This window comes from Pseudomonas sp. NFACC37-1 (genome assembly GCF_900101575.1).
Classification (GTDB): domain Bacteria; phylum Pseudomonadota; class Gammaproteobacteria; order Pseudomonadales; family Pseudomonadaceae; genus Aquipseudomonas; species Aquipseudomonas fluorescens_AA.
In genome coordinates this window covers 136947-155502 of record NZ_FMUZ01000008.1, presented here as the reverse complement: position 1 = coordinate 155502, position 18556 = coordinate 136947, and the positions used below count along the sequence as shown (strand labels likewise).

The following is an 18556-nucleotide window of genomic DNA, read 5'->3' as shown; positions in this document are numbered from 1 at the left end:
GCGTTACCCCAGCAACGAAATATCGGCGACGCCGAGGAACAGCCCACGCAGACGCGCCAGCAGCGCGTAACGGTTGGCCCGTACTTTGGCATCTTCGGCGTTGACCATCACCGCCTCGAAAAACGCATCCACCGGTTCGCGCAGTGCCGCCAGGCGCGCCAGGGTTTCGCTGTACTGACGCGCCGCCGCCATTGGCTGGACCGCCTGGTCCGCCTGCTGGATCGCCGAGTACAGGGAAAACTCGTTGGCGTTGTCGAAATACTTGGCTTCGACGGTGGCCGCGATGTTGCCTTCGGCCTTGCCCAACAGGTTCGATACCCGCTTGTTCACCGCGGCCAGTGCGGCGGCTTCCGGTAGTTTGCGGAAGGCTTGCACCGCTTGTACGCGCTGGTCGAAGTCCAGGGCCGAACCCGGTTTCAGGGCTCGCACCGACAGGTAGGTGGCGACGTCGACGCCTTCATCTTCATAACGCGCACGCAGGCGGTCGAAGATGAATTCCAGCACCGCATCGGCCAGGCCGGCAGCCTTGACCTTGCTGCCGAACGCGTTGACGGCGAATGCCACGGCGTCGTTCAGGTCCAGGTCCAGTTGCTTGTCGATCAGGATCCGCAACACACCCAGGGCCGCACGACGCAAGGCATACGGGTCTTTGCTGCCGGTGGGCAGCATGCCAATGCCGAAGATGCCGACCAGGGTGTCGAGCTTGTCGGCGATCGCCACGGCCGCACCGGTCAGGGTGGTTGGCAGTTCAGCGCCAGCACCGCGGGGCATGTACTGCTCGTTCAGGGCCAGGGCCACGTCCTGCGGTTCGCCATCGTTGAGGGCGTAGTAGTAACCGGCGACGCCTTGCATCTCCGGGAACTCACCGACCATTTCGGTGGACAGGTCGCATTTGGACAGGATGCCGGCACGGGCCGCGCGCTGGGCGTCGCCGCCGATGCGTGGGGCGATGAATGCCGCCAGTTTCGAAACGCGCTCGGCCTTGTCGTAGACGCTGCCGAGTTTTTCCTGGAACACCACGTTGCGCAGGCGCTCGTTGAAGCTTTCCAGAGGCTGTTTCTTATCTTGCTTGAAGAAGAACTCGGCATCGGTCAGGCGCGGGCGAACGACTTTTTCGTTACCAGCGATGATCTGTTGCGGGTCCGTGCTTTCGATGTTGGCAACCGTGATAAAGCGCGGCAGCAACTTGCCTTCGGCGTCCAGCAGGCAGAAGTACTTCTGGTTGTCCTGCATGGTGGTGATCAGCGCTTCCTGCGGCACTTCAAGGAAACGTTCCTCGAACGAGCACACCAGCGGCACTGGCCATTCCACCAGCGCGGTCACTTCGTCCAACAGGTTGGCCGGCACGATGGCGGTGCCTTCCTGCAGGGTGGCCAGCTCTTCGGTGCGCTTGCTGATCAGCTCGCGCCGCTCGTTGGCGTCGGCCAGTACGTAGGCGGCACGCAGGTCGGCCAGGTAGTTGGCCGGCGAGGTGATGCGCACGCTCTGTGGATGATGGAAGCGGTGACCGCGGGAGTCGCGACCGGCTTTCTGGGCCAGGATCGTGCAATCGATGACCTGGTCACCGAGTAACATCACCAGCCACTGGGTTGGACGTACGAATTCTTCCTTGCGCGCGGCCCAGCGCATGCGCTTGGGGATCGGCAAGTCATTGAGGGAGTCTTCGACGATGGTCGGCAACAGGCTGGCGGTCGGCTTGCCCTTGATGCTCTGGCTGTAGCGCAGCTTCGGGCCGCTCTGGTCGATTTCGCTCAGGTCCACGCCGCACTTCTTGGCGAAGCCCAGGGCGGCCTGGGTCGGGTTGCCGTCGGCATCGAACGCGGCCTGGCGTGGCGGGCCGTCGAGGTTGATGCTGCGGTCCGGCTGCTGGGTCGCCAGGGCGGTGATCAGCACGGCCAGGCGGCGCGGCGCGGCGTACACTTGTTTGGCTTCGTAGCTCAGGCCAGCGGCTTGCAGGCCTTTGTCGATACCGGCCAGGAACGCATCGGCCAAGGTATTCAGGGCTTTGGGTGGCAGTTCTTCGGTGCCCAGTTCAACCAGAAAATCTTGAGCACTCATTGTGCAGCCTCCAGCTTAGCCAACACTTCATCACGCAGGTCCGGGGTCGCCATCGGGAAGCCCAGCTTGGCACGGGCCAGCAGGTAGGCTTGCGCAACGGAACGCGCCAGGGTGCGTACACGCAGGATGTATTGCTGGCGCGCGGTCACGGAAATCGCCCGGCGTGCGTCCAGCAGGTTGAAGGTATGGGACGCCTTCAACACCATTTCATAGCTCGGCAACGGCAGCGGTTGATCCAGTTCGATCAGGCGCTTGGCTTCGCTCTCGTAGAAATCGAACAGCTCGAACAGCTTCTCGACGTTGGCGTGTTCGAAGTTGTAGGTCGACTGCTCCACTTCGTTCTGGTGGAACACGTCGCCATAGGTCACTTTGCCGAACGGGCCGTCGGCCCATACCAGGTCGTAGACCGAATCCACCCCCTGCAGGTACATGGCCAGGCGTTCCAGGCCGTAGGTGATCTCGCCGGTGACCGGGTAGCACTCGATGCCGCCCGCTTGCTGGAAGTAGGTGAACTGGGTCACTTCCATGCCATTGAGCCAGACTTCCCAGCCCAGGCCCCAGGCGCCCAGGGTCGGCGACTCCCAGTTGTCTTCGACGAAACGAATGTCGTGCACCAGTGGGTCGAGGCCGACGTGCTTGAGGGAGCCCAGGTACAGTTCCTGGAAGTTTTCCGGGTTCGGCTTCAGGACCACCTGGAACTGGTAGTAGTGCTGCAGGCGGTTCGGGTTTTCGCCGTAGCGGCCGTCAGTCGGGCGGCGGCTGGGCTGCACATAAGCGGCGTTCCAGGTTTCCGGGCCGATGGCGCGCAGAAACGTGGCAGTGTGGAAAGTGCCGGCGCCTACTTCCATATCGTAGGGCTGAAGTACCACGCAACCTTGCTCGGCCCAGTATTGCTGGAGGGCGAGGATCAAGTCTTGGAAGGTACGCACGGCTGGCGTAGGCTGGCTCACGAAATTCACCTGTTTCTTGGGCTGCGATTTAAAGAGCGGGAGTATACCCGATTCGTTCGTGCGCACGCCCCCTGGAGCCTTATGCCACGCTGCTTTTGGTGTTCTGACGATCCGTTGTACATGGCTTATCACGATCAGGAGTGGGGCACGCCGCTGCGCGATGCGCAGGGTTTGTTCGAGTTGCTTTTGCTCGAAGGGTTCCAGGCGGGGCTGTCCTGGATCACCGTTTTGCGCAAACGCGAGCGTTACCGGGAAGTGTTGTACGGCTTCGATGTGCAGCGCGTGGCGCAGATGAGCGACGCGGAAATCGATGAGCTGATGCTCGACCCGGGCATCATCCGCAACCGCCTCAAACTCAAGGCCGCCCGTCGCAATGCCCAGGCGTGGCTGGCGCTGGAAGACCCGGTGGCGTTCCTCTGGTCGTTCGTGGGCGGCAAACCCATCATCAACCATTTCAAGGATCGCAGCGAAGTGCCGGCCATCACGCCCGAGGCACTGGCGATGAGCAAAGGCCTGAAAAAAGCCGGGTTCACTTTCGTCGGGCCGACCATTTGCTACGCCTTGATGCAGGCCTCGGGCATGGTCATGGATCACACCCAAGACTGCGACCGCTACGCCGAGTTGGTAAACGGCGGTTAGAATAGCCGGCTCGCAACACGGCCCATACATTCAGGAGTGACCTGTGGATAAGTTGAAAGGCGCCTTGCTGGTCGGCGCTCTGCGGTTGTTTGCGCTGCTGCCCTGGCGAGCGGTGCAGGCGGTGGGCTCGGCGATTGGCTGGCTCATGTGGAAATTTCCCAACCGTTCCCGCGACGTGGTGCGGATCAACCTCGCCAAGTGCTTTCCCGAGATGGACCCGGCCGAGCGCGAGCGGCTGGTGGGCCAGAGCCTCAAGGACATCGGCAAATCCCTGACCGAAAGCGCCTGCGCCTGGATCTGGCCGGCCCAGCGCTCCATCGACCTGGTGCGCGAAGTCCAAGGCCTGGACGTGCTGAAAGAAGCCCTGGCCTCCGGCAAAGGCGTGGTGGGTATCACCAGCCACCTGGGCAACTGGGAAGTGCTCAACCACTTCTATTGCAGCCAGTGCAAACCGATCATTTTCTACCGCCCGCCCAAGCTCAAGGCAGTGGATGAATTGCTGCAAAAGCAGCGCGTCCAGTTGGGCAACAAAGTCGCCGCATCCACCAAGGAAGGCATCCTCAGCGTCATCAAGGAAGTGCGCAAGGGCGGCCAGGTGGGCATCCCCGCCGACCCGGAACCGGCCGAATCCGCCGGCATCTTCGTGCCCTTCTTCGCCACCCAGGCCCTGACCAGCAAGTTCGTGCCGAACATGCTCGCCGGCGGCAAGGCGGTTGGCGTCTTCCTCCACGCCCTGCGCCTGCCGGACGGTTCGGGCTACAAAGTCATCCTCGAAGCCGCGCCAGAGGCGATGTACAGCACCGACACCGAAACCGCCTGCGCGGCCATGAGCCAAGTGGTGGAGCGCTACGTGCGGGCCTACCCAAGCCAGTACATGTGGAGCATGAAACGCTTCAAGAAGCGCCCGCCGGGCGAAGCGCGCTGGTACTGACCTGCCGCACACCGCTCCCCCTGTGGGAGCGGGCTTGCTCGCGATAGCGCCCTAACAGCCGCCACATAACTAACAGCCGCCACATAACTAACGGACTTCACCCCACGCCATCTCCCCTCCTAAAGCTCGGTCCCCGGCTGTCGATAACCCGATGTATCCGCCAATCATGGACCGATGAAATGGAACTCTCCCTTAGCACTGCCTCTATCCCTCCAGCCAACACCAACCTCACCCGTTCCGAGCAGAAGTTGGTCACCAATCCTCCAGCAGGCTCCGTAAAGGAACTGGCAAACGGCGGCCCAGCAGCCATCTACCACCCCAGTGAGGAGACTCAAACCACGGTGGGAACACCAGTGTTTACCGTCACCTGGATCGGTCGACCCCAATCGCCAGATTTTCCGCGATATGCCGCGATCACCGCGGGAGCGAAAAGCACGCTGACCACCTCCTTCGAGACATTCCAGTCAACGTTGTCAGCGACCCACCCGGATTTGGCCAGCAAGAAATACGGCTTCACCGTCGAGGCCGACGGCAAGCTGAAAGTGCTCAACTCGGCTGGCCAGCTCAGCAGCTCGGACGCCCAGCGGCTGACGGATCTGCTCAACGAATCCACCGATCTGAAAGCCGCAGCCGTTGCGTTCCGCGACGCCTCCATCGACATGGTCGACGCCGACTCGCCATGGTCCGGCAGCTATCTGGGTCTCTACAACCTGACCAAGGAAAACTTCGCCAGTACCATCGACCTGGCGCCGATGCTCAAGCGCGCCGGCTCGGTGCCGCCCCAGGAATTTTCGGACGGGCTGTTTTTCAACCAGCTGGCGTACAAAGGTGAACGGGCGACGCGAGAGACGGAAGCCGCGATGCTTGAACGGCGTGCTGCGCAGCGATTCAGCGCGCAGGCCTGAAAGCCGGGTCTACCGAACCGTGTGGCGAGGGAGCTTGCTCCCGCCGGGCTGCGCAGCGGCCCTTCCCCATGATCAGCTATGAGCTGGCGGTGTGGTCGGCTTCCTGATGGTTGTTTGACCACGAGGAGGCGCAAAGCCTCAATCGTGTCCATGATTAAGGGCCTGCGATATCGGCGACGTTGGGATGGCAAAGCCATCTCTAAATCCGTCGGACTACCGTCCAGTCAGGAATATCGCACTTCCTCTGGTTCATTAATCAAGGAGTCCCCTCATGAACATCGTTTTCACCGGACGTCAGGTCCTGGTCACTGGGTCCACCAGCGGTATCGGTTTTGCCACAGCCAAAGGTTTTCTCGAAGCCGGCGCTCATGTAGTCATCAACGGTCGCAGCCAGAGCAGCGTGGACGACGCATTGCAGCGCCTGGGTGCCCTTGCTTCAAATGCCGTCGGTTTCGTTGGCGACCTGAGCAATGAATCAGGCTGCCAGGCACTGATCGCCAAGCACCCCAGCTTCGATATCGTCATCAACAACCTGGGCATTTTCAAACAGGAGGATTTCTTCGAAACGCCGGACAGCGAATGGCAGCGGTTCTTCGAAACCAACGTGATGTCAGGCGTGCGTGTTTCCAGGGCCTACGCGCAAGGCATGGTCGAGCGCGGTTGGGGGCGGATTGTGTTTGTTTCGTCGGAATCGGGCGTGAACATTCCTGCCGACATGATCCACTACGGCTTCACCAAGACCGCCCAACTGTCCATCGCTCGCGGCTTGGCCAAGCGCCTCGCCGGCACGGGCGTGACGGTGAACTCGGTGCTGCCTGGGCCGACGCTTTCCGAAGGGGTTGCCCAGATGCTCCAGGCAGACGTCGAGCGCAGTGGAGAAAGCCTGGAAAAGGTCGCGGCGGATTTCGTCAACGAGCACCGCAGCTCCTCGATCATCCAGCGCGCGGCACGCGTCGAGGAAGTTGCCAACATGATCATCTACGCCAGCTCGGAGCAGGCCTCGGCCACTACGGGGGCGGCGCTGCGTGTCGATGGTGGTGTGGTGGATAGCATCGTTTAGAGGGCTATGACACGTTGCAAAAAAACGCCGCTTCCTCATGAGAGATAAGCGGCGTTTTTTGTTTTGGAAGCAACATGGGTTGATTCGACCGGCGTTGGAGTGGTGAAGGGATGGTTCAGCCCACTCTGTTTTCCATCAGTCGATCCGAGCCACCTTCGGCCACACGGTTTTCTATCAACCGATCCGAACCGCCTTCAGCTACGCGTTTTTCGATCAGTCGATCCGAGCCGCCTTCAGCTACGCGTTTTTCGATCAGTCGATCCGAGCCACCTTCAGCTACGCGTTTTTCGATCAGACGATCCGAGCCGCCTTCAGCTACGCGTTTTTCGATCAGTCGATCCGAGCCGCCTTCAGCTACGCGTTTTTCTATCAACCGATCCGAGCCACCTTCGGCTACGCGTTTTTCGATCAGTCGATCCGAACCGCCTTCAGCTACGCGTTTTTCGATCAGACGATCCGAGCCGCCTTCAGCTACACGTTTTTCGATCAGACGATCCGAGCCGCCTTCAGCTACACGTTTTTCGATCAGTCGATCCGAGCCACCCTCAGCGAACGTAGGTTGAACAAAAGAAGTCGCGAACGCATTGCCGAGGGACAGTGCCAGAAGCGAGCCAACGAGAGTTTTGTGGAAAGTGTTCATGTCCTGATCCTTTTATTCGTATGTGAGTGAGTTAGACGGTGACGTGCAAACGGACGTCGACGTTGCCGCGTGTCGCGTTGGAGTACGGGCAAACCTGGTGAGCCGCGTCGACCAACGCTTGGGCGTCGGCTTGATCCAGACCTGGCAGGTTGATGTGCAGGTCGATGTCCAGACCGAAACCACCAGGGATCTGGCCGATGCCAACGTGTGCCGTGATCGAGGCGTCGGCAGGAATGCTGCGTTTGCTCTGGCTGGCGACAAACTTCAGTGCGCCGATGAAGCAGGCCGAGTAGCCGGCTGCGAACAGTTGCTCAGGGTTGGTGGCTTCACCACCGGCACCACCCAAGGCTTTTGGCGTGGCCAGTTTCACGTCGAGAATCTTGTCGCTGGAAACAGCGCGGCCATCACGGCCACCGGTGGAGGTTGCGACTGCGGTATAGAGAACGTTCATGGTGTTTCCTCTTACTGAATGGGCTGATCGAGTTCGGGTTTGGTCTGCGCTAAATGTTTGTGCGCTAACCAGTTGGGATAAAGTTAACGCTCAAATACTTTGCGCGCAAGATAAATTTTCAAAAAATTATCAATTTTTAATTAACTAATTGATCTAAAAAGGAATTTATTTTCCGGGCCGCGCAGTATCACCCGCCGCGAGGTGAGCGAAGGAGAAGGAGGTGCCAGGGGTCAGTGCCTGCGTAGTTGCAGGCCTTTGAAGAGAGGGCGTTCAGGGTTTCTCGATCGCTCCCACGCTCCCGCGTGGGAACGCCGCCAGGGACGCTCAGCGTTCCGCTTCTGGAATGTGATGTAGCGTGGGGCGATCAAATTCCGGCTAATGATGCAAAGCCAACCCGACTAAGCAACAGCGACCCGATTGCGCCCCAACGCCTTCGCCCGATACAGGGCCTTATCCGCATCGTTCATCAAGCTGTGCAGATCCTTGTTACAGGCCTCCGCCGACGCGACGCCAAGGCTGGCGGTTATGCAGTGAACAGGCTCGATCATCAACCTCGCAATCGTATCGATGAGCTGCTCCGCAATCTGAGTGGCGACTTCGATGGACGTGTCCGGAAGCAGAATGGCGAACTCTTCCCCACCCAGCCGGCCGTGAATGTCCGTCGCCCGAAACGACGAACTGATGACCAGCCCCATCTCGCGCAAAACCTGATCCCCGACCTGATGGCCGTAGGTGTCGTTGATGTGCTTGAAGTGATCCATGTCCAACATGACGGCGCACAACCCTAACCGGTTGGTCTTGCATTCGTCATAAAGCTGCTGGGCATGCTCGAAAAAAGCCCGCCGACTCTTCAGGCCGGTCAGTTCATCGGTTTGTGCGGCGCGGGTTGAAATGCTGTTCGCCTGTTCCATTTCACGGGTAAGACGGAAGGCGATTTCCAGTGCCTGGGACATTTTGTGCGTGGCGCGGGCCGCAAATGCCGCGAACACCACGATCGAAAGGGCCATGCCGACTTGGATCGGGGACGGTTGAAACAGCAGCCAGACGGTGCATGGAAACAGCACCAGGCCAATGGAGACCAGCGTCATATCGCGGTAGGCCGAATAGCAGGACACCGCGCTGACGGTCATGCCGACGGTAAAGAGCATGACCAACGCCTGGGACAACAGATCGTCTGCCGGCATGACCACAAACGCCCCACCGCCCCAGATGCTGGCGGATAACACCAGCGTGATCCAGTATCGGCGCTCCCAGCGTTGAGGCGTACGCTCACTTTCGGGGCTGCGAAAATAGGCGACGAACATCGCGATACGCAACAGCGTCGATGCGGTCAGGATGCCCAGCCACCAAAGAATAGCGCTGTGCTCAAACCGATCCCAACACAGCCAGCTCAACATGATGGCAGCCAGGTAACTGCCAAAAACCGCAGAAACGGATTGGCGAAACAGTTGCTGCAATCGGTCAGTTCGCACCTGTTCGGCTATGAAAAAAGCTTGGCCGTTCCGAGATCTTGGGCCATCCATTTGATCCACCTGATCGTGATGCAACTAAAATGGCGATTGTGGCACCCGGCCACCAATGCAAACAACTGAATTACACCCACGGCCCCGATTGAACAAAACCCCGTGGCGAGGGAGCTTGCTCCCGCTGGGCTGCGAAGTAGCGCCCACCATTCCTACAGCCAAACGGCATCATCCGCTTTACAGGATCAGGCTGGAATCAACCCTGCTTGCCGGTAGCTCAAAATCAGATCATCGAACAGGCCGACATCCGCCCGCGTCCGTGCGATTAACTGGGCACCCGCAACAGCGGTGTAAATGGCGCGGGCTCGGCGTTCACATTCTTCTGCGCTACCTGTTCCAGCATCTGCCAGTACCTGGGCGAGCCACGCCACGTTGACGTCCGCAAAAGCCCTGATCTCTCGCGACACTTCATCGGGAAGGTCTTCGTATTCGGCTGCCATGAAGCTGGACAGACAAAGCCTGTTGCCGTCCTCGAGCGACTTTCGAAAAATGGAGGGGTACAGCCGCACGCACGCCTTCGGATCGGTATTGGCGGCGCGTATCTCTTCGAGCATGCGCAGCGCGTCCTGCCAATAGCGTTCAGCAACCGCCGCAGCCAGGCCTGCCTTGCTCGGAAAGTGGTAGTAAATGCTGGCGTTCTTGATGCCCACCTGGTCGGCAATGCTACGGAAATTGATACCGCTGTAACCGTGCAGTTGGGCAGCGGCTTTCGCGGCCGCCAAGATGGCTTCTCGAGCATTTTCGTTCACGTTGCAGCCTCGTTTCGAGATTCGACTCACTCAGGTAACCGCAATTCTACGCGCAGATCTGTTTACCTGCCAATTGTCAGGTAGGGGATTGACAGCGCTGAATCGGCGGCTCAATCTTTGCCTACCAATTGACAGGCAGGTGCTCGAATCATGACTTCCCCACAACAGCGCGTTGATGTTTCCACTGTTCCTACGATGAAAATCTACGATTGGTTCAACGGCCCCTACCCCGCCCGAGTCCGCATTGCGCTGGCGGAAAAAGGATTGCTGCCGAACATCGAATTCGTACCGGTGAATCTCTGGGCCGGTGAGCACAAGAAAGCCGAGTTCCTGGCCATCAATTACTCCGGGACACTGCCCGTGCTGGAGCTGAACGATGGGACGCGGATCGCCGAGTGCACGGCGATCACCCAGTACCTGGATAGCCTGGACGGTCATCCGACGCTGACGGGCGAAACGCCTGTTGAAAAAGGCATCATCCATATGATGACCAAACGTGCCGAGATCGAGTTTCTCGACGCCGTCAGCGCGTACTTCCACCATGCCACGCCTGGCCTCGGCCCCGATGTCGAGTTGTACCAGAATGCCGAGTGGGGCGCCCGGATGGGCGATAAGGCGATCAGGGGCATGCGCTATTTCGACAACCTGCTCAAAAACCAGCCCTTTGTGGCGGGCGACAAGTTTTCGATGGCCGACATTGCGGTACTGGGCGGCATGATCTTCGCCTCGCTGGTACAACTCCCCGTGCCTGAAGAGTGCGTGGCGCTTCGAGCATGGCACGCCAGGATGCAGGAGCGCTCCAGCGTCCAGACATGGCGTGCCATGGTCGAGCGTGGCGCTGCGTAGCGCTAATAATGAAAAAACCCGACGCTTTACGTCGGGTTTTTCGTGGGGTGCGACTGCAAGCCCGACGTGCTTATCGTTTACGGGTTACTCGACTTGCGACAGCTTGGCGTCGTCGCAACCGGCAGCACGGCACTCACGCTCGACAGCTTTGAGTATGACGATACGCGCCTCGGTCTTCTCATTGGCACAGTCCAGGTAGAGCAGGCCATCGTTGGAACAGGCGCTGTCACGATTTTTGATCCACTGGATCTGAGCAGCTTTCACTTTTTTCTTTTGATCCGGGTTCAGGGCACTCATGGTCTTCTTGTACTGCTCGTTGATTTCCTGATCCGACTGAACCATTTTCAGCGACGCGCAATAGGTCCTGTCATAGGCGTTTCTAGGATTATCGCAACTCATCGCAGATGCCGATGCTGATGCCATTGCCAGCAATGCCCCAACCAACAAAGACTTGATCACTTACTTCTCTCCCTGAATGCCCTCTATTGATTAGAGGTCGCGGCGGGGAATTTATCATGAGGGTTGTTGAACAATGAAGCAGATCCTATGGTTCATTCGGCCCGGACAATGGGCGAATCCTGACAGGGTTCGGGAGCAAGTGATTGCTGAAAAAGGCTGCGTCGTCGTTCCCCACCTTTTCGGACCGAAAGACAAGCAACCATTCACGTATCGAGCAAGCGGGCATCTCCACCCCGAAAAACGCCTACAGACAAAACCGCATCACCACTTCAAACCCCAACCGCAAACCCGTCTAGCCCCAATTTACGGGCCAAAACCAAGCCCTGTTTATTCCGCTGGCGTGATCCCTCCATCAAGCTACACATCCTTGCGCCATTACCTACAACTACGCCAGAATCCGCCCGCTTGTGCGCCTTGTCCCCGGGTTCTATCGTTTTCCTGCCACTGCCCATCAGTGGTCGGGTTTAGTAGCCCGAGGTACTTAGTAGGTGCATTAGCTCCGTCAGACAGGTGTCTCCATGCCTGTATTTGATGGCGGCTGTGCGCAGGGCGCCCTCGGGCGCGCCGGCTTGCTAAGTCCCCGGTCTACTAACCTGCGTACAGCTGCCTCCCCTTGTTTAGTAGCTAGAGGGCTGCGGCTTCACCTATAGGACTTAGTACATGTTCAAACCTACACCGAATCCGCCAGAGGCGGACCGCACTTCCCCGCACACCAAATCCAAGGCCAAAAAGCACGACGAAGCCACCAATCGCGCCTTGGATTACTACCTGCTACCAAAACCGGAAAAATCAGAAGATGCGTCCCAACCGGGCCAGCTCTTCACCGTCGCCAAAAACGCCGACAACGAATCCCTCCTCGCCAACCTCAGCGAAACCTTGGCGGCAGCCGACGCGATGGTCAGCAACCTAGCCTTCGACCTGGAAGGCCCCCGCCGTCATATTGCTCTCGGTATCCAGCAATTGATCGAATTGAGTTCATTGTTGGCGAATCGGGTGTTGGATAACGTTGATCCGCGATAGCAGATAAACGTCCTCTCAAAAAGCACACCCGGCATCCTATGTTGGGTGTGCTTTATTTGTGCTCGTTTCAAGGGAACAAAAATCATGAGGGGCATTAGTAGATTGCGAACTTGCGGACTTCGGTAGCCGGCAGAATCAGGCCCGCAAACCCGAAAGCGGGAGGCGTTTTGTACCTTGGATGGTGGCGTGAGACGTACTGGCCGAGGTGCCCGAATTTGTCCAGGTACGCGACGTAATGCGTCATAGCGACCAGATTCCTTGTCATAGAAACACGAAAGCCCGCAGAGATTTCTCTCAAGCGGGCCTCGGAAGGTAGGCACGAGAGTCACACCCTCATGCGTTGGGACAATCATTATTGCGGAACAATCGCTATGTCAATCACGGTGATGGATGCCCATGATCTTGAGGGCCTTTCCTTAACGCCGCATACTTCCGAGCAAAAAAAACGGGCCTGCATTCCCACACAGCCCCGTTTTTTCACCACCTAATCAGCTCAAAACGCCGGCAAAACCGCGCCTTTGTACTTCTCAAGAATAAAAGCCTTCACTTCCGGCGTGTGCAGCGCCGCAACCAGCTTCTTCATCGCCTCACTGTCCTTGTCATCCTCACGAGCCACCAGGATGTTCACATACGGCGAGTCGTTACCTTCGATAACCAACGCATCCTTGGAAGGATCCAGCTTCGCCTCCAACGCATAGTTGGTATTGATCAACGCCAGATCCACCTGGGTCAGCACCCGCGGAATGGTCGCCGCTTCCAGCTCACGGAATTTCAGATCCTTGGTGTTCTCGGTGATGTCTTTGGTGGTCGACAGGATGTTGTTCGAATCCTTCAACTTGATCACCCCAGCCTTCGCCAGCAGCAACAGCGCACGGCCGCCGTTGGTGGCGTCGTTCGGGATTACCACGTTGGCGCCGCCTGGCAGTTCGTCGAGCTTCTTGTACTTGCTGGAGTACGCGCCCAGGGGTTCCAGGTGCACACCGGCCACGCTTACCAGGTGCGTGCCCTTGGCCTTGTTGAACTCATCCAGGTACGGCTGGTGCTGGAAGAAGTTGGCGTCCAGGCGCTTTTCCGCGACCTGTACGTTCGGCTGGATGTAGTCGGTGAAGACTTTGACCTTCAGGTCGACGCCTTCTTTGGCCAGGGCCGGTTTGACGAATTCGAGGATTTCCGCGTGCGGCACCGGCGTTGCGGCGACGGTCAGGGTGTCGGCGGCGTGGGCGGAAAACGCTGCGGCGGCAGCGAAGGCAACCAGTAGTTTCTTCATTCAGCTAACTCCTTTTGAGGCGCCTGCTCTTGGCGCCTGCCAGCGAATGGCCGGCTCATGGTTTATTGGCCGCGAGGCCTTATTTTCTAGAGAAATGCACAACCAGTTTGTCGCCCACGGTTTGCAGCACCTGGACCAGCACCAGCAGCAACACCACCGTGACCACCATCACATCGGTCTGGAAACGCTGGTAACCGAAACGGATCGCCAGGTCGCCCAAGCCACCGGCGCCGACCACACCGGCCATGGCCGTGTAGGACACCAGCGTAATCGCTGTCACCGTAATCGCGGCAAAAATGCCTGGACGGGCCTCCGGCAGCAAGGCATTGACGATGATCTGCCGCGTGGTGGCGCCCATGGCCTGGGTCGCTTCAATGATGCCGCGGTCGACTTCGCGCAGGGCCGTTTCCACCAGGCGGGCGAAGAACGGTGTCGCGCCGACCACCAGCGGTGGGATCGCGCCTGCCACGCCCAGGGAGGTGCCGGTGATCAATACCGTGAACGGGATCATCACGATCAACAGGATGATGAACGGCAGCGAACGCAGGATGTTCACGATCAGCGACAGCAGCGCATACACACCCCGGGCTTCGAGCAACTGGCGCGGGCTGCAGAGGAACAGCAACACACCCAGGGGCAGGCCGAGCAGCACGGTGAACAACAGCGAACCGAACAGCATCAGGAAGGTGTCGCCGGTGGCCAGCCAGATTTCCAGCCAGTCGATGTTGGAGAAGAACGAACTCAACAGTTCCATTAGCGCAGCACCTCCATGTGGACATCGGCCGCGGTGAAGCGGGCGAACGCCGCCTCCATGTCACCGCCGGTGATGGCGAGGGTCAGTTGCCCGTAGGGGGTGTCTTTGATGCGGTCGATGCGACCGGCCAGGATGCTGTAGTCCACACCGGTTTCCCGGGCTACGGTGCCGAGCAATGGCGCGTAGGTCGCGTCGCCCTGGAATGTCAGACGCACGATGCGTCCGGGCACGTGGGCAAAATCGTCGCGCTGTTCGCTTTCGTCGATCTGCTCGTCCTCCTGGACAAAACGCTTGGTGGTCGAGTGCTTGGGGTGCAGGAACACCTCGGCCACCGGGCCTTGCTCGACGATCACGCCGGCGTCCATCACCGCCACTTGATCGCAAACCCGGCGGATCACGTCCATTTCATGGGTGATCAGCACGATGGTCAGCTTCAGCTCGCGGTTGATTTCCGCCAGCAGTTGCAGGACCGAGGCGGTGGTCTGCGGGTCGAGGGCGCTGGTGGCCTCGTCGCACAGCAGGATCTTGGGTTTGGTCGCCAGGGCGCGAGCGATGCCGACGCGCTGCTTCTGGCCGCCGGACAACTGCGCCGGGTACTTCTTGGCGTGGTCGGACAAGCCGACGCGGGCGAGCAGCTCGGCGACGCGCTGGTCGATTTCGCTGCGGGACAATTCACCCGCCAGCGTCAGCGGCAGCGCCACGTTGTCGGCCACGGTCTTGGACGCCAGCAGGTTGAAGTGCTGGAAGATCATCCCGACTTGCTGGCGGAAGCGGCGCAGACCGCTGGCGTCCAGGGCGGTGACTTCCTCGCCGTCGACGATGATCTTGCCGCCAGTGGAATCTTCCAGGCGATTGATCAGGCGCAGCAGGGTACTTTTTCCCGCACCGGAATGGCCAATCAGGCCGAAGACCTGACCGTTCTCAATCGTCAGACTGGTCGGATGCAGGGCGGGGATATCCCTACCGGCGACCCGGTAGGTTTTATGGACGTCTTGAAACTCGATCACGTAGCGAACCTTGTGGGGCGCGTTGGAAAAGGATCAGCGGTTAGCCGGGCGCGCATTTTAGCCTGTCCGTATAGAGGTTCTTAGCATTTATTTGCGATCGGACCAGTCATTTGGCAATAACGCGATCAAAGGCCATAAAAAAGGAACACGGCCAAACGGCATCGGTCACTCATTAAGCCACTCGAAAATGCCCGGGTACGGAACCTGCGGTATCGAACTCAAGAGTCCTGGCCTCCGGGATCGCAAAGAGGAGTTATGCCTGATGAGTACCAAAAAGCCCACGGTCAACAAGAGCCAACTGGCCGGGACCGACACCCTGGATCGCGGCAACACCAACGCCAAGCTCGAGAGCCTGGAACAGTTTCGCTCCGACGCCACTGAACAGGCGTTGCGCACCAACCAGGGCGTGAAGATCGCCGATAACCAGAACACCCTCCGGGCCGGCGCCCGGGGGCCGTCGCTGCTGGAAGACTTCATCATGCGTGAAAAAATCACGCATTTTGACCATGAACGCATCCCGGAACGCATCGTTCACGCCCGTGGGACCGGCGCCCATGGCTACTTCCAGAGCTATGAAGCGCATTCGGCGCTGACCAAGGCTGGTTTCCTACAGGACCCGAGCAAGAAAACCCCGGTGTTCGTGCGCTTTTCCACCGTGCAAGGTCCACGGGGTTCCGGCGACACCGTGCGGGACGTGCGCGGCTTCGCGGTGAAGTTCTTCACCGACGAAGGCAACTTCGACCTGGTGGGCAACAACATGCCGGTGTTTTTCATTCAGGACGCGGTGAAGTTTCCGGACTTTGTCCACGCGGTAAAACCCGAGCCCCATAACGAAATTCCTACAGGCGGCTCGGCCCACGACACGTTCTGGGATTTTGTCTCGCTGGTGCCGGAATCGGCGCACATGGTGATCTGGGCGATGTCTGATCGGGCCATTCCAAAAAGCCTACGCACCATGCAGGGTTTTGGGGTGCACACCTTCCGCATGATCAACGCCGAAGGCAAAAGCAGCTTCGTCAAATTCCACTGGCGCCCTACAGCCGGGACGTGTTCATTGGTGTGGGACGAAGCCCAGAAACTGGCGGGTAAAGATACCGACTACCACCGTCGCGATCTCTGGGAGTCGATCGAGATGGGCGACTACCCAGAATGGGAGTTCGGCGTGCAGATCGTCGCCGAGGAAGACGAGCATAAGTTCGACTTCGACCTGCTCGACCCGACCAAGATCATCCCTGAAGAGCTGGTGCCCATCACGCCCCTGGGCAAGATGGTGCTCAACCGTAACCCGGACAACTTCTTCGCCGAGGTCGAACAGGTTGCGTTCTGCCCCGGGCATATCGTGCCGGGCATCGACTTTTCCAACGACCCATTGCTGCAAGGTCGGCTGTTTTCCTACACCGATACGCAGATCAGTCGACTCGGTGGGCCGAATTTTCATGAGCTGCCGATCAACCGGGCCATCACGCCCGTACACAACGGTCAGCGCGATGCCATGCACCGCACCACCATCGATAAGGGGCGTGCGTCCTACGAGCCGAACTCCATCGACGGCGGTTGGCCGAAGGAAACCCCGCCCGGCCCGGAAGACGGCGGCTTCGAAAGTTATCCAGAGCGTATCGATGCCTACAAGATCCGCCAACGCAGCGATTCGTTCGCCGACCATTTCTCCCAGGCGCGGTTGTTCTACAAGAGCATGAGCCCCCACGAAAAAGAGCACATCATCGCGGCCTACAGCTTCGAGCTGGGCAAGGTGGAGCGGGAGTTCATCCGGGCGCGGCAGGTCAATGAGATTCTCGCCAACATCGACTTGGAACTGGCCGGGCGGGTAGCGAAAAACCTCGGCTTGCCTGCACCGACCGCGGGCACTGTCGATGTTCCGACGCCATCGTTGGAGGAGTCCCCGGCCTTGAGCCAGGCGAACCTGCTGTCCGGCGACATCAAGACGCGCAAAGTGGCGGTGTTGGTGGCCAACGGTGTCGATGGGGCGATCATCGATGCGCTCAAGAAGGCTTTGAAAGCGAAGGGCGCCCACGCCAAGGTGCTGGGGCCGACTTCTGCGCCAGTGACCACCGCTGATGGGAAAACACTACCGGTGGATGCGTCCATGGAAGGGTTGCCGTCTATTGCCTTTGATGCGGTGTTCGTGCCGGGTGGCGCGGAGTCGATCAAGGCCTTGAGCGGCGATGGTGTGGCGTTGCATTACCTGCTGGAAGCCTACAAGCACCTGAAGGCCATCGCGCTGAATGGCGAAGCCCGGCAATTGTTGGTGTTGTTGAAGCTGGAGGCGGATGCGGGGCTGATTCCTGACGCGGATGCTGGCAAGTTCCAGGCGTTCTTCGATGCGATTGCCCAGCATCGGGTGTGGGCGCGGGAACCTAAGGCGAAGGCGATTCCGGCTTGATGAGTGTCTGAAAGAGACTTGTTGTCTGGTAGGGCGCTATCGCGAGCGAGCTCGCTCCCACAGGGTTAGGTGTCGATCACTAAACTGTGATCACCCTAGATCCAATGTGGGAGCGAGCTTGCTCCGGGCGGCGTTCCGACGATGCTGTTAAGGCTTGCGCGGTGTCAGCACCATCTGCGCCGGCACATTGCGCAGGGTCTGCTTGCGTAGATTCAGTTCAAACCCCGGATCAAGCTTTTTAACCCGCTTGGTCAGCAAAGTCGCCAGCCAAGGATAATCATCGGTGCGCGGCGCCTGGATGCTGACATCACACTGATAATTCACCACATCAGCGGCAATGGCGTCCAGTTGGCGCCGCATTTTCTGGATATCGCCGATATTAAGCGCAACGGTGGTGCTCGCGGCGCTCGGGTCGATGACTTTGGCGACCGGTTTGGCTTCGGCGGCCTTGAGGTCGGCCTCGGCTTTTTCCAGGTCGGCCTTGCGGGCTTCGGCGATGGCGCTGTTGACCTCGCCGGTAAGGGCCGGGGCCTTGGGCATCAACGCCCGGGCACGGCTCAGGGCGGTGGCGGCGGCGTTTACGTCGCCTTTTTGCAAGTCGATCTGGCTGCGGCGCAAATACGCCTCGGCCAATTGCCGCTGGTAGGGTTCCAGCGACCGGTCTTCGGGCGACTGGGCTTGCAAGGTCGCCAGCTGGTCTTCAGCGGTGGCCAGTTCATTGCTGGCCAGGCTTTGCTCGAGCTGCGCGATGGCCGGGCCCCGTGTATCGGGAGCCTGGGTGACCGGCGGTGTACTCTGGCAAGCGCCCAGCAGCAGGGAAAATGCGACAAGGAGCAGATAACGGGAGGCGAACGGCTTCATTCCTGCGACTCTCTATTTGCGCAAAAAGCGAGCAA

Annotated in this window: 18 protein-coding genes; 7 read left to right on the top strand and 11 right to left on the bottom strand. The window is 59.4% G+C overall.

Annotated features, from left to right (window positions below; translation table 11 throughout):
- Positions 1-3: 3 nt before the first annotated feature.
- Positions 4-2058, bottom strand: a complete 2055-nt coding sequence (glyS, locus tag BLP82_RS12300) for a glycine--tRNA ligase subunit beta (RefSeq protein WP_060739900.1) — start codon at positions 2056-2058, stop codon at positions 4-6.
- Positions 2055-3008: a glycine--tRNA ligase subunit alpha gene (gene glyQ / locus BLP82_RS12295; RefSeq protein WP_003177094.1), complete on the bottom strand. Its 954-nt coding sequence runs from the start codon at positions 3006-3008 to the stop codon at positions 2055-2057. The genes glyS and glyQ overlap by 4 nt, the downstream gene beginning before the upstream one ends.
- Before the next feature lie 81 nt (positions 3009-3089).
- Between glyQ and BLP82_RS12290 the strand changes: the two genes are divergently transcribed.
- From BLP82_RS12290 to BLP82_RS12275, 4 genes are all read left to right on the top strand, one after another.
- The gene (locus tag BLP82_RS12290) at positions 3090-3647 is read left to right on the top strand and encodes a DNA-3-methyladenine glycosylase I (protein ID WP_060739899.1); all 558 of its coding nucleotides are present in this window, start codon (positions 3090-3092) and stop codon (positions 3645-3647) included.
- 43 nt (positions 3648-3690) lie between these two features.
- Positions 3691-4578, top strand: coding sequence for a lysophospholipid acyltransferase (locus BLP82_RS12285; protein ID WP_092167931.1), 888 nt, complete (start codon positions 3691-3693; stop codon positions 4576-4578).
- Between the two features lie 179 nt (positions 4579-4757).
- Positions 4758-5483 (top strand): hypothetical protein, encoded by a 726-nt coding sequence (locus tag BLP82_RS12280; RefSeq protein WP_092167928.1) that lies wholly within the window; start codon positions 4758-4760, stop codon positions 5481-5483.
- 271 nt (positions 5484-5754) lie between these two features.
- The gene (locus tag BLP82_RS12275) at positions 5755-6543 is read left to right on the top strand and encodes an SDR family NAD(P)-dependent oxidoreductase (RefSeq protein ID WP_092167925.1); all 789 of its coding nucleotides are present in this window, start codon (positions 5755-5757) and stop codon (positions 6541-6543) included.
- Between the two features lie 115 nt (positions 6544-6658).
- On the opposite strand, the gene BLP82_RS12270 is transcribed toward BLP82_RS12275, so the two are convergent.
- The 4 genes from BLP82_RS12270 to BLP82_RS12255 all read right to left on the bottom strand — a co-directional run bounded on the left by BLP82_RS12270 (position 6659) and on the right by BLP82_RS12255 (position 9906).
- Positions 6659-7183: a phage infection protein gene (locus BLP82_RS12270; protein WP_092167922.1), complete on the bottom strand. Its 525-nt coding sequence runs from the start codon at positions 7181-7183 to the stop codon at positions 6659-6661.
- Positions 7184-7214: 31 nt separating this feature from the next.
- Positions 7215-7634, bottom strand: a complete 420-nt coding sequence (locus tag BLP82_RS12265; RefSeq protein WP_003196182.1) for an organic hydroperoxide resistance protein — start codon at positions 7632-7634, stop codon at positions 7215-7217.
- Positions 7635-8032: 398 nt separating this feature from the next.
- Positions 8033-9157 (bottom strand): GGDEF domain-containing protein, encoded by a 1125-nt coding sequence (locus BLP82_RS12260; protein WP_092167917.1) that lies wholly within the window; start codon positions 9155-9157, stop codon positions 8033-8035.
- Between the two features lie 185 nt (positions 9158-9342).
- Positions 9343-9906 carry a TetR/AcrR family transcriptional regulator gene (locus tag BLP82_RS12255; protein WP_092167914.1) on the bottom strand — a complete coding sequence of 188 codons (564 nt, stop codon included), beginning with the start codon at positions 9904-9906 and terminating at the stop codon, positions 9343-9345.
- 150 nt (positions 9907-10056) lie between these two features.
- Between BLP82_RS12255 and BLP82_RS12250 the strand changes: the two genes are divergently transcribed.
- Complete coding sequence (locus BLP82_RS12250) at positions 10057-10752, top strand: glutathione S-transferase (protein ID WP_092167910.1); 696 nt, start codon at positions 10057-10059, stop codon at positions 10750-10752.
- An 84-nt stretch (positions 10753-10836) separates the two neighbouring features.
- Here the strand turns inward: BLP82_RS12250 and BLP82_RS12245 are convergent, their stop codons facing one another.
- Complete coding sequence (locus BLP82_RS12245) at positions 10837-11211, bottom strand: lysozyme inhibitor LprI family protein (RefSeq protein WP_092148941.1); 375 nt, start codon at positions 11209-11211, stop codon at positions 10837-10839.
- Positions 11212-11871: 660 nt separating this feature from the next.
- Here BLP82_RS12245 and BLP82_RS12240 point away from each other — a divergent pair.
- The gene (locus BLP82_RS12240; protein WP_092167907.1) at positions 11872-12231 is read left to right on the top strand and encodes a DUF6124 family protein; all 360 of its coding nucleotides are present in this window, start codon (positions 11872-11874) and stop codon (positions 12229-12231) included.
- A gap of 493 nt (positions 12232-12724) precedes the next feature.
- Here the strand turns inward: BLP82_RS12240 and BLP82_RS12235 are convergent, their stop codons facing one another.
- The 3 genes from BLP82_RS12235 to BLP82_RS12225 all read right to left on the bottom strand — a co-directional run bounded on the left by BLP82_RS12235 (position 12725) and on the right by BLP82_RS12225 (position 15259).
- The gene (locus tag BLP82_RS12235; RefSeq protein ID WP_092167902.1) at positions 12725-13498 is read right to left on the bottom strand and encodes a MetQ/NlpA family ABC transporter substrate-binding protein; all 774 of its coding nucleotides are present in this window, start codon (positions 13496-13498) and stop codon (positions 12725-12727) included.
- Between the two features lie 79 nt (positions 13499-13577).
- Positions 13578-14252: a methionine ABC transporter permease gene (locus tag BLP82_RS12230; protein ID WP_003196204.1), complete on the bottom strand. Its 675-nt coding sequence runs from the start codon at positions 14250-14252 to the stop codon at positions 13578-13580.
- Positions 14252-15259, bottom strand: coding sequence for a methionine ABC transporter ATP-binding protein (locus BLP82_RS12225; protein WP_092167897.1), 1008 nt, complete (start codon positions 15257-15259; stop codon positions 14252-14254). The genes BLP82_RS12230 and BLP82_RS12225 overlap by 1 nt, the downstream gene beginning before the upstream one ends.
- 262 nt (positions 15260-15521) lie before the next feature.
- Between BLP82_RS12225 and katE the strand changes: the two genes are divergently transcribed.
- Positions 15522-17660: a catalase HPII gene (gene katE / locus BLP82_RS12220; RefSeq protein WP_092167893.1), complete on the top strand. Its 2139-nt coding sequence runs from the start codon at positions 15522-15524 to the stop codon at positions 17658-17660.
- A gap of 147 nt (positions 17661-17807) precedes the next feature.
- Here the strand turns inward: katE and BLP82_RS12215 are convergent, their stop codons facing one another.
- Complete coding sequence (locus BLP82_RS12215; RefSeq protein ID WP_092167889.1) at positions 17808-18521, bottom strand: PA5502 family lipoprotein; 714 nt, start codon at positions 18519-18521, stop codon at positions 17808-17810.
- Between the last annotated feature and the right edge of the window lie 35 nt (positions 18522-18556).

Coding starts and splice junctions, on each gene's coding strand:
- katE (WP_092167893.1), top strand. CDS start 15,522: ATGAGTACCAAAAAGCCCACGGTCAACAAGAGCCAACTGGCCGGGACC.
- glyS (WP_060739900.1), bottom strand. CDS start 2,058: ATGAGTGCTCAAGATTTTCTGGTTGAACTGGGCACCGAAGAACTGCCA.
- BLP82_RS12270 (WP_092167922.1), bottom strand. CDS start 7,183: ATGAACACTTTCCACAAAACTCTCGTTGGCTCGCTTCTGGCACTGTCC.
- BLP82_RS12290 (WP_060739899.1), top strand. CDS start 3,090: ATGCCACGCTGCTTTTGGTGTTCTGACGATCCGTTGTACATGGCTTAT.
- BLP82_RS12265 (WP_003196182.1), bottom strand. CDS start 7,634: ATGAACGTTCTCTATACCGCAGTCGCAACCTCCACCGGTGGCCGTGAT.
- BLP82_RS12215 (WP_092167889.1), bottom strand. CDS start 18,521: ATGAAGCCGTTCGCCTCCCGTTATCTGCTCCTTGTCGCATTTTCCCTG.
- BLP82_RS12280 (WP_092167928.1), top strand. CDS start 4,758: ATGGAACTCTCCCTTAGCACTGCCTCTATCCCTCCAGCCAACACCAAC.
- BLP82_RS12275 (WP_092167925.1), top strand. CDS start 5,755: ATGAACATCGTTTTCACCGGACGTCAGGTCCTGGTCACTGGGTCCACC.
- BLP82_RS12250 (WP_092167910.1), top strand. CDS start 10,057: ATGACTTCCCCACAACAGCGCGTTGATGTTTCCACTGTTCCTACGATG.
- BLP82_RS12230 (WP_003196204.1), bottom strand. CDS start 14,252: ATGGAACTGTTGAGTTCGTTCTTCTCCAACATCGACTGGCTGGAAATC.
- BLP82_RS12235 (WP_092167902.1), bottom strand. CDS start 13,498: ATGAAGAAACTACTGGTTGCCTTCGCTGCCGCCGCAGCGTTTTCCGCC.
- BLP82_RS12260 (WP_092167917.1), bottom strand. CDS start 9,157: ATGGATGGCCCAAGATCTCGGAACGGCCAAGCTTTTTTCATAGCCGAA.
- BLP82_RS12240 (WP_092167907.1), top strand. CDS start 11,872: ATGTTCAAACCTACACCGAATCCGCCAGAGGCGGACCGCACTTCCCCG.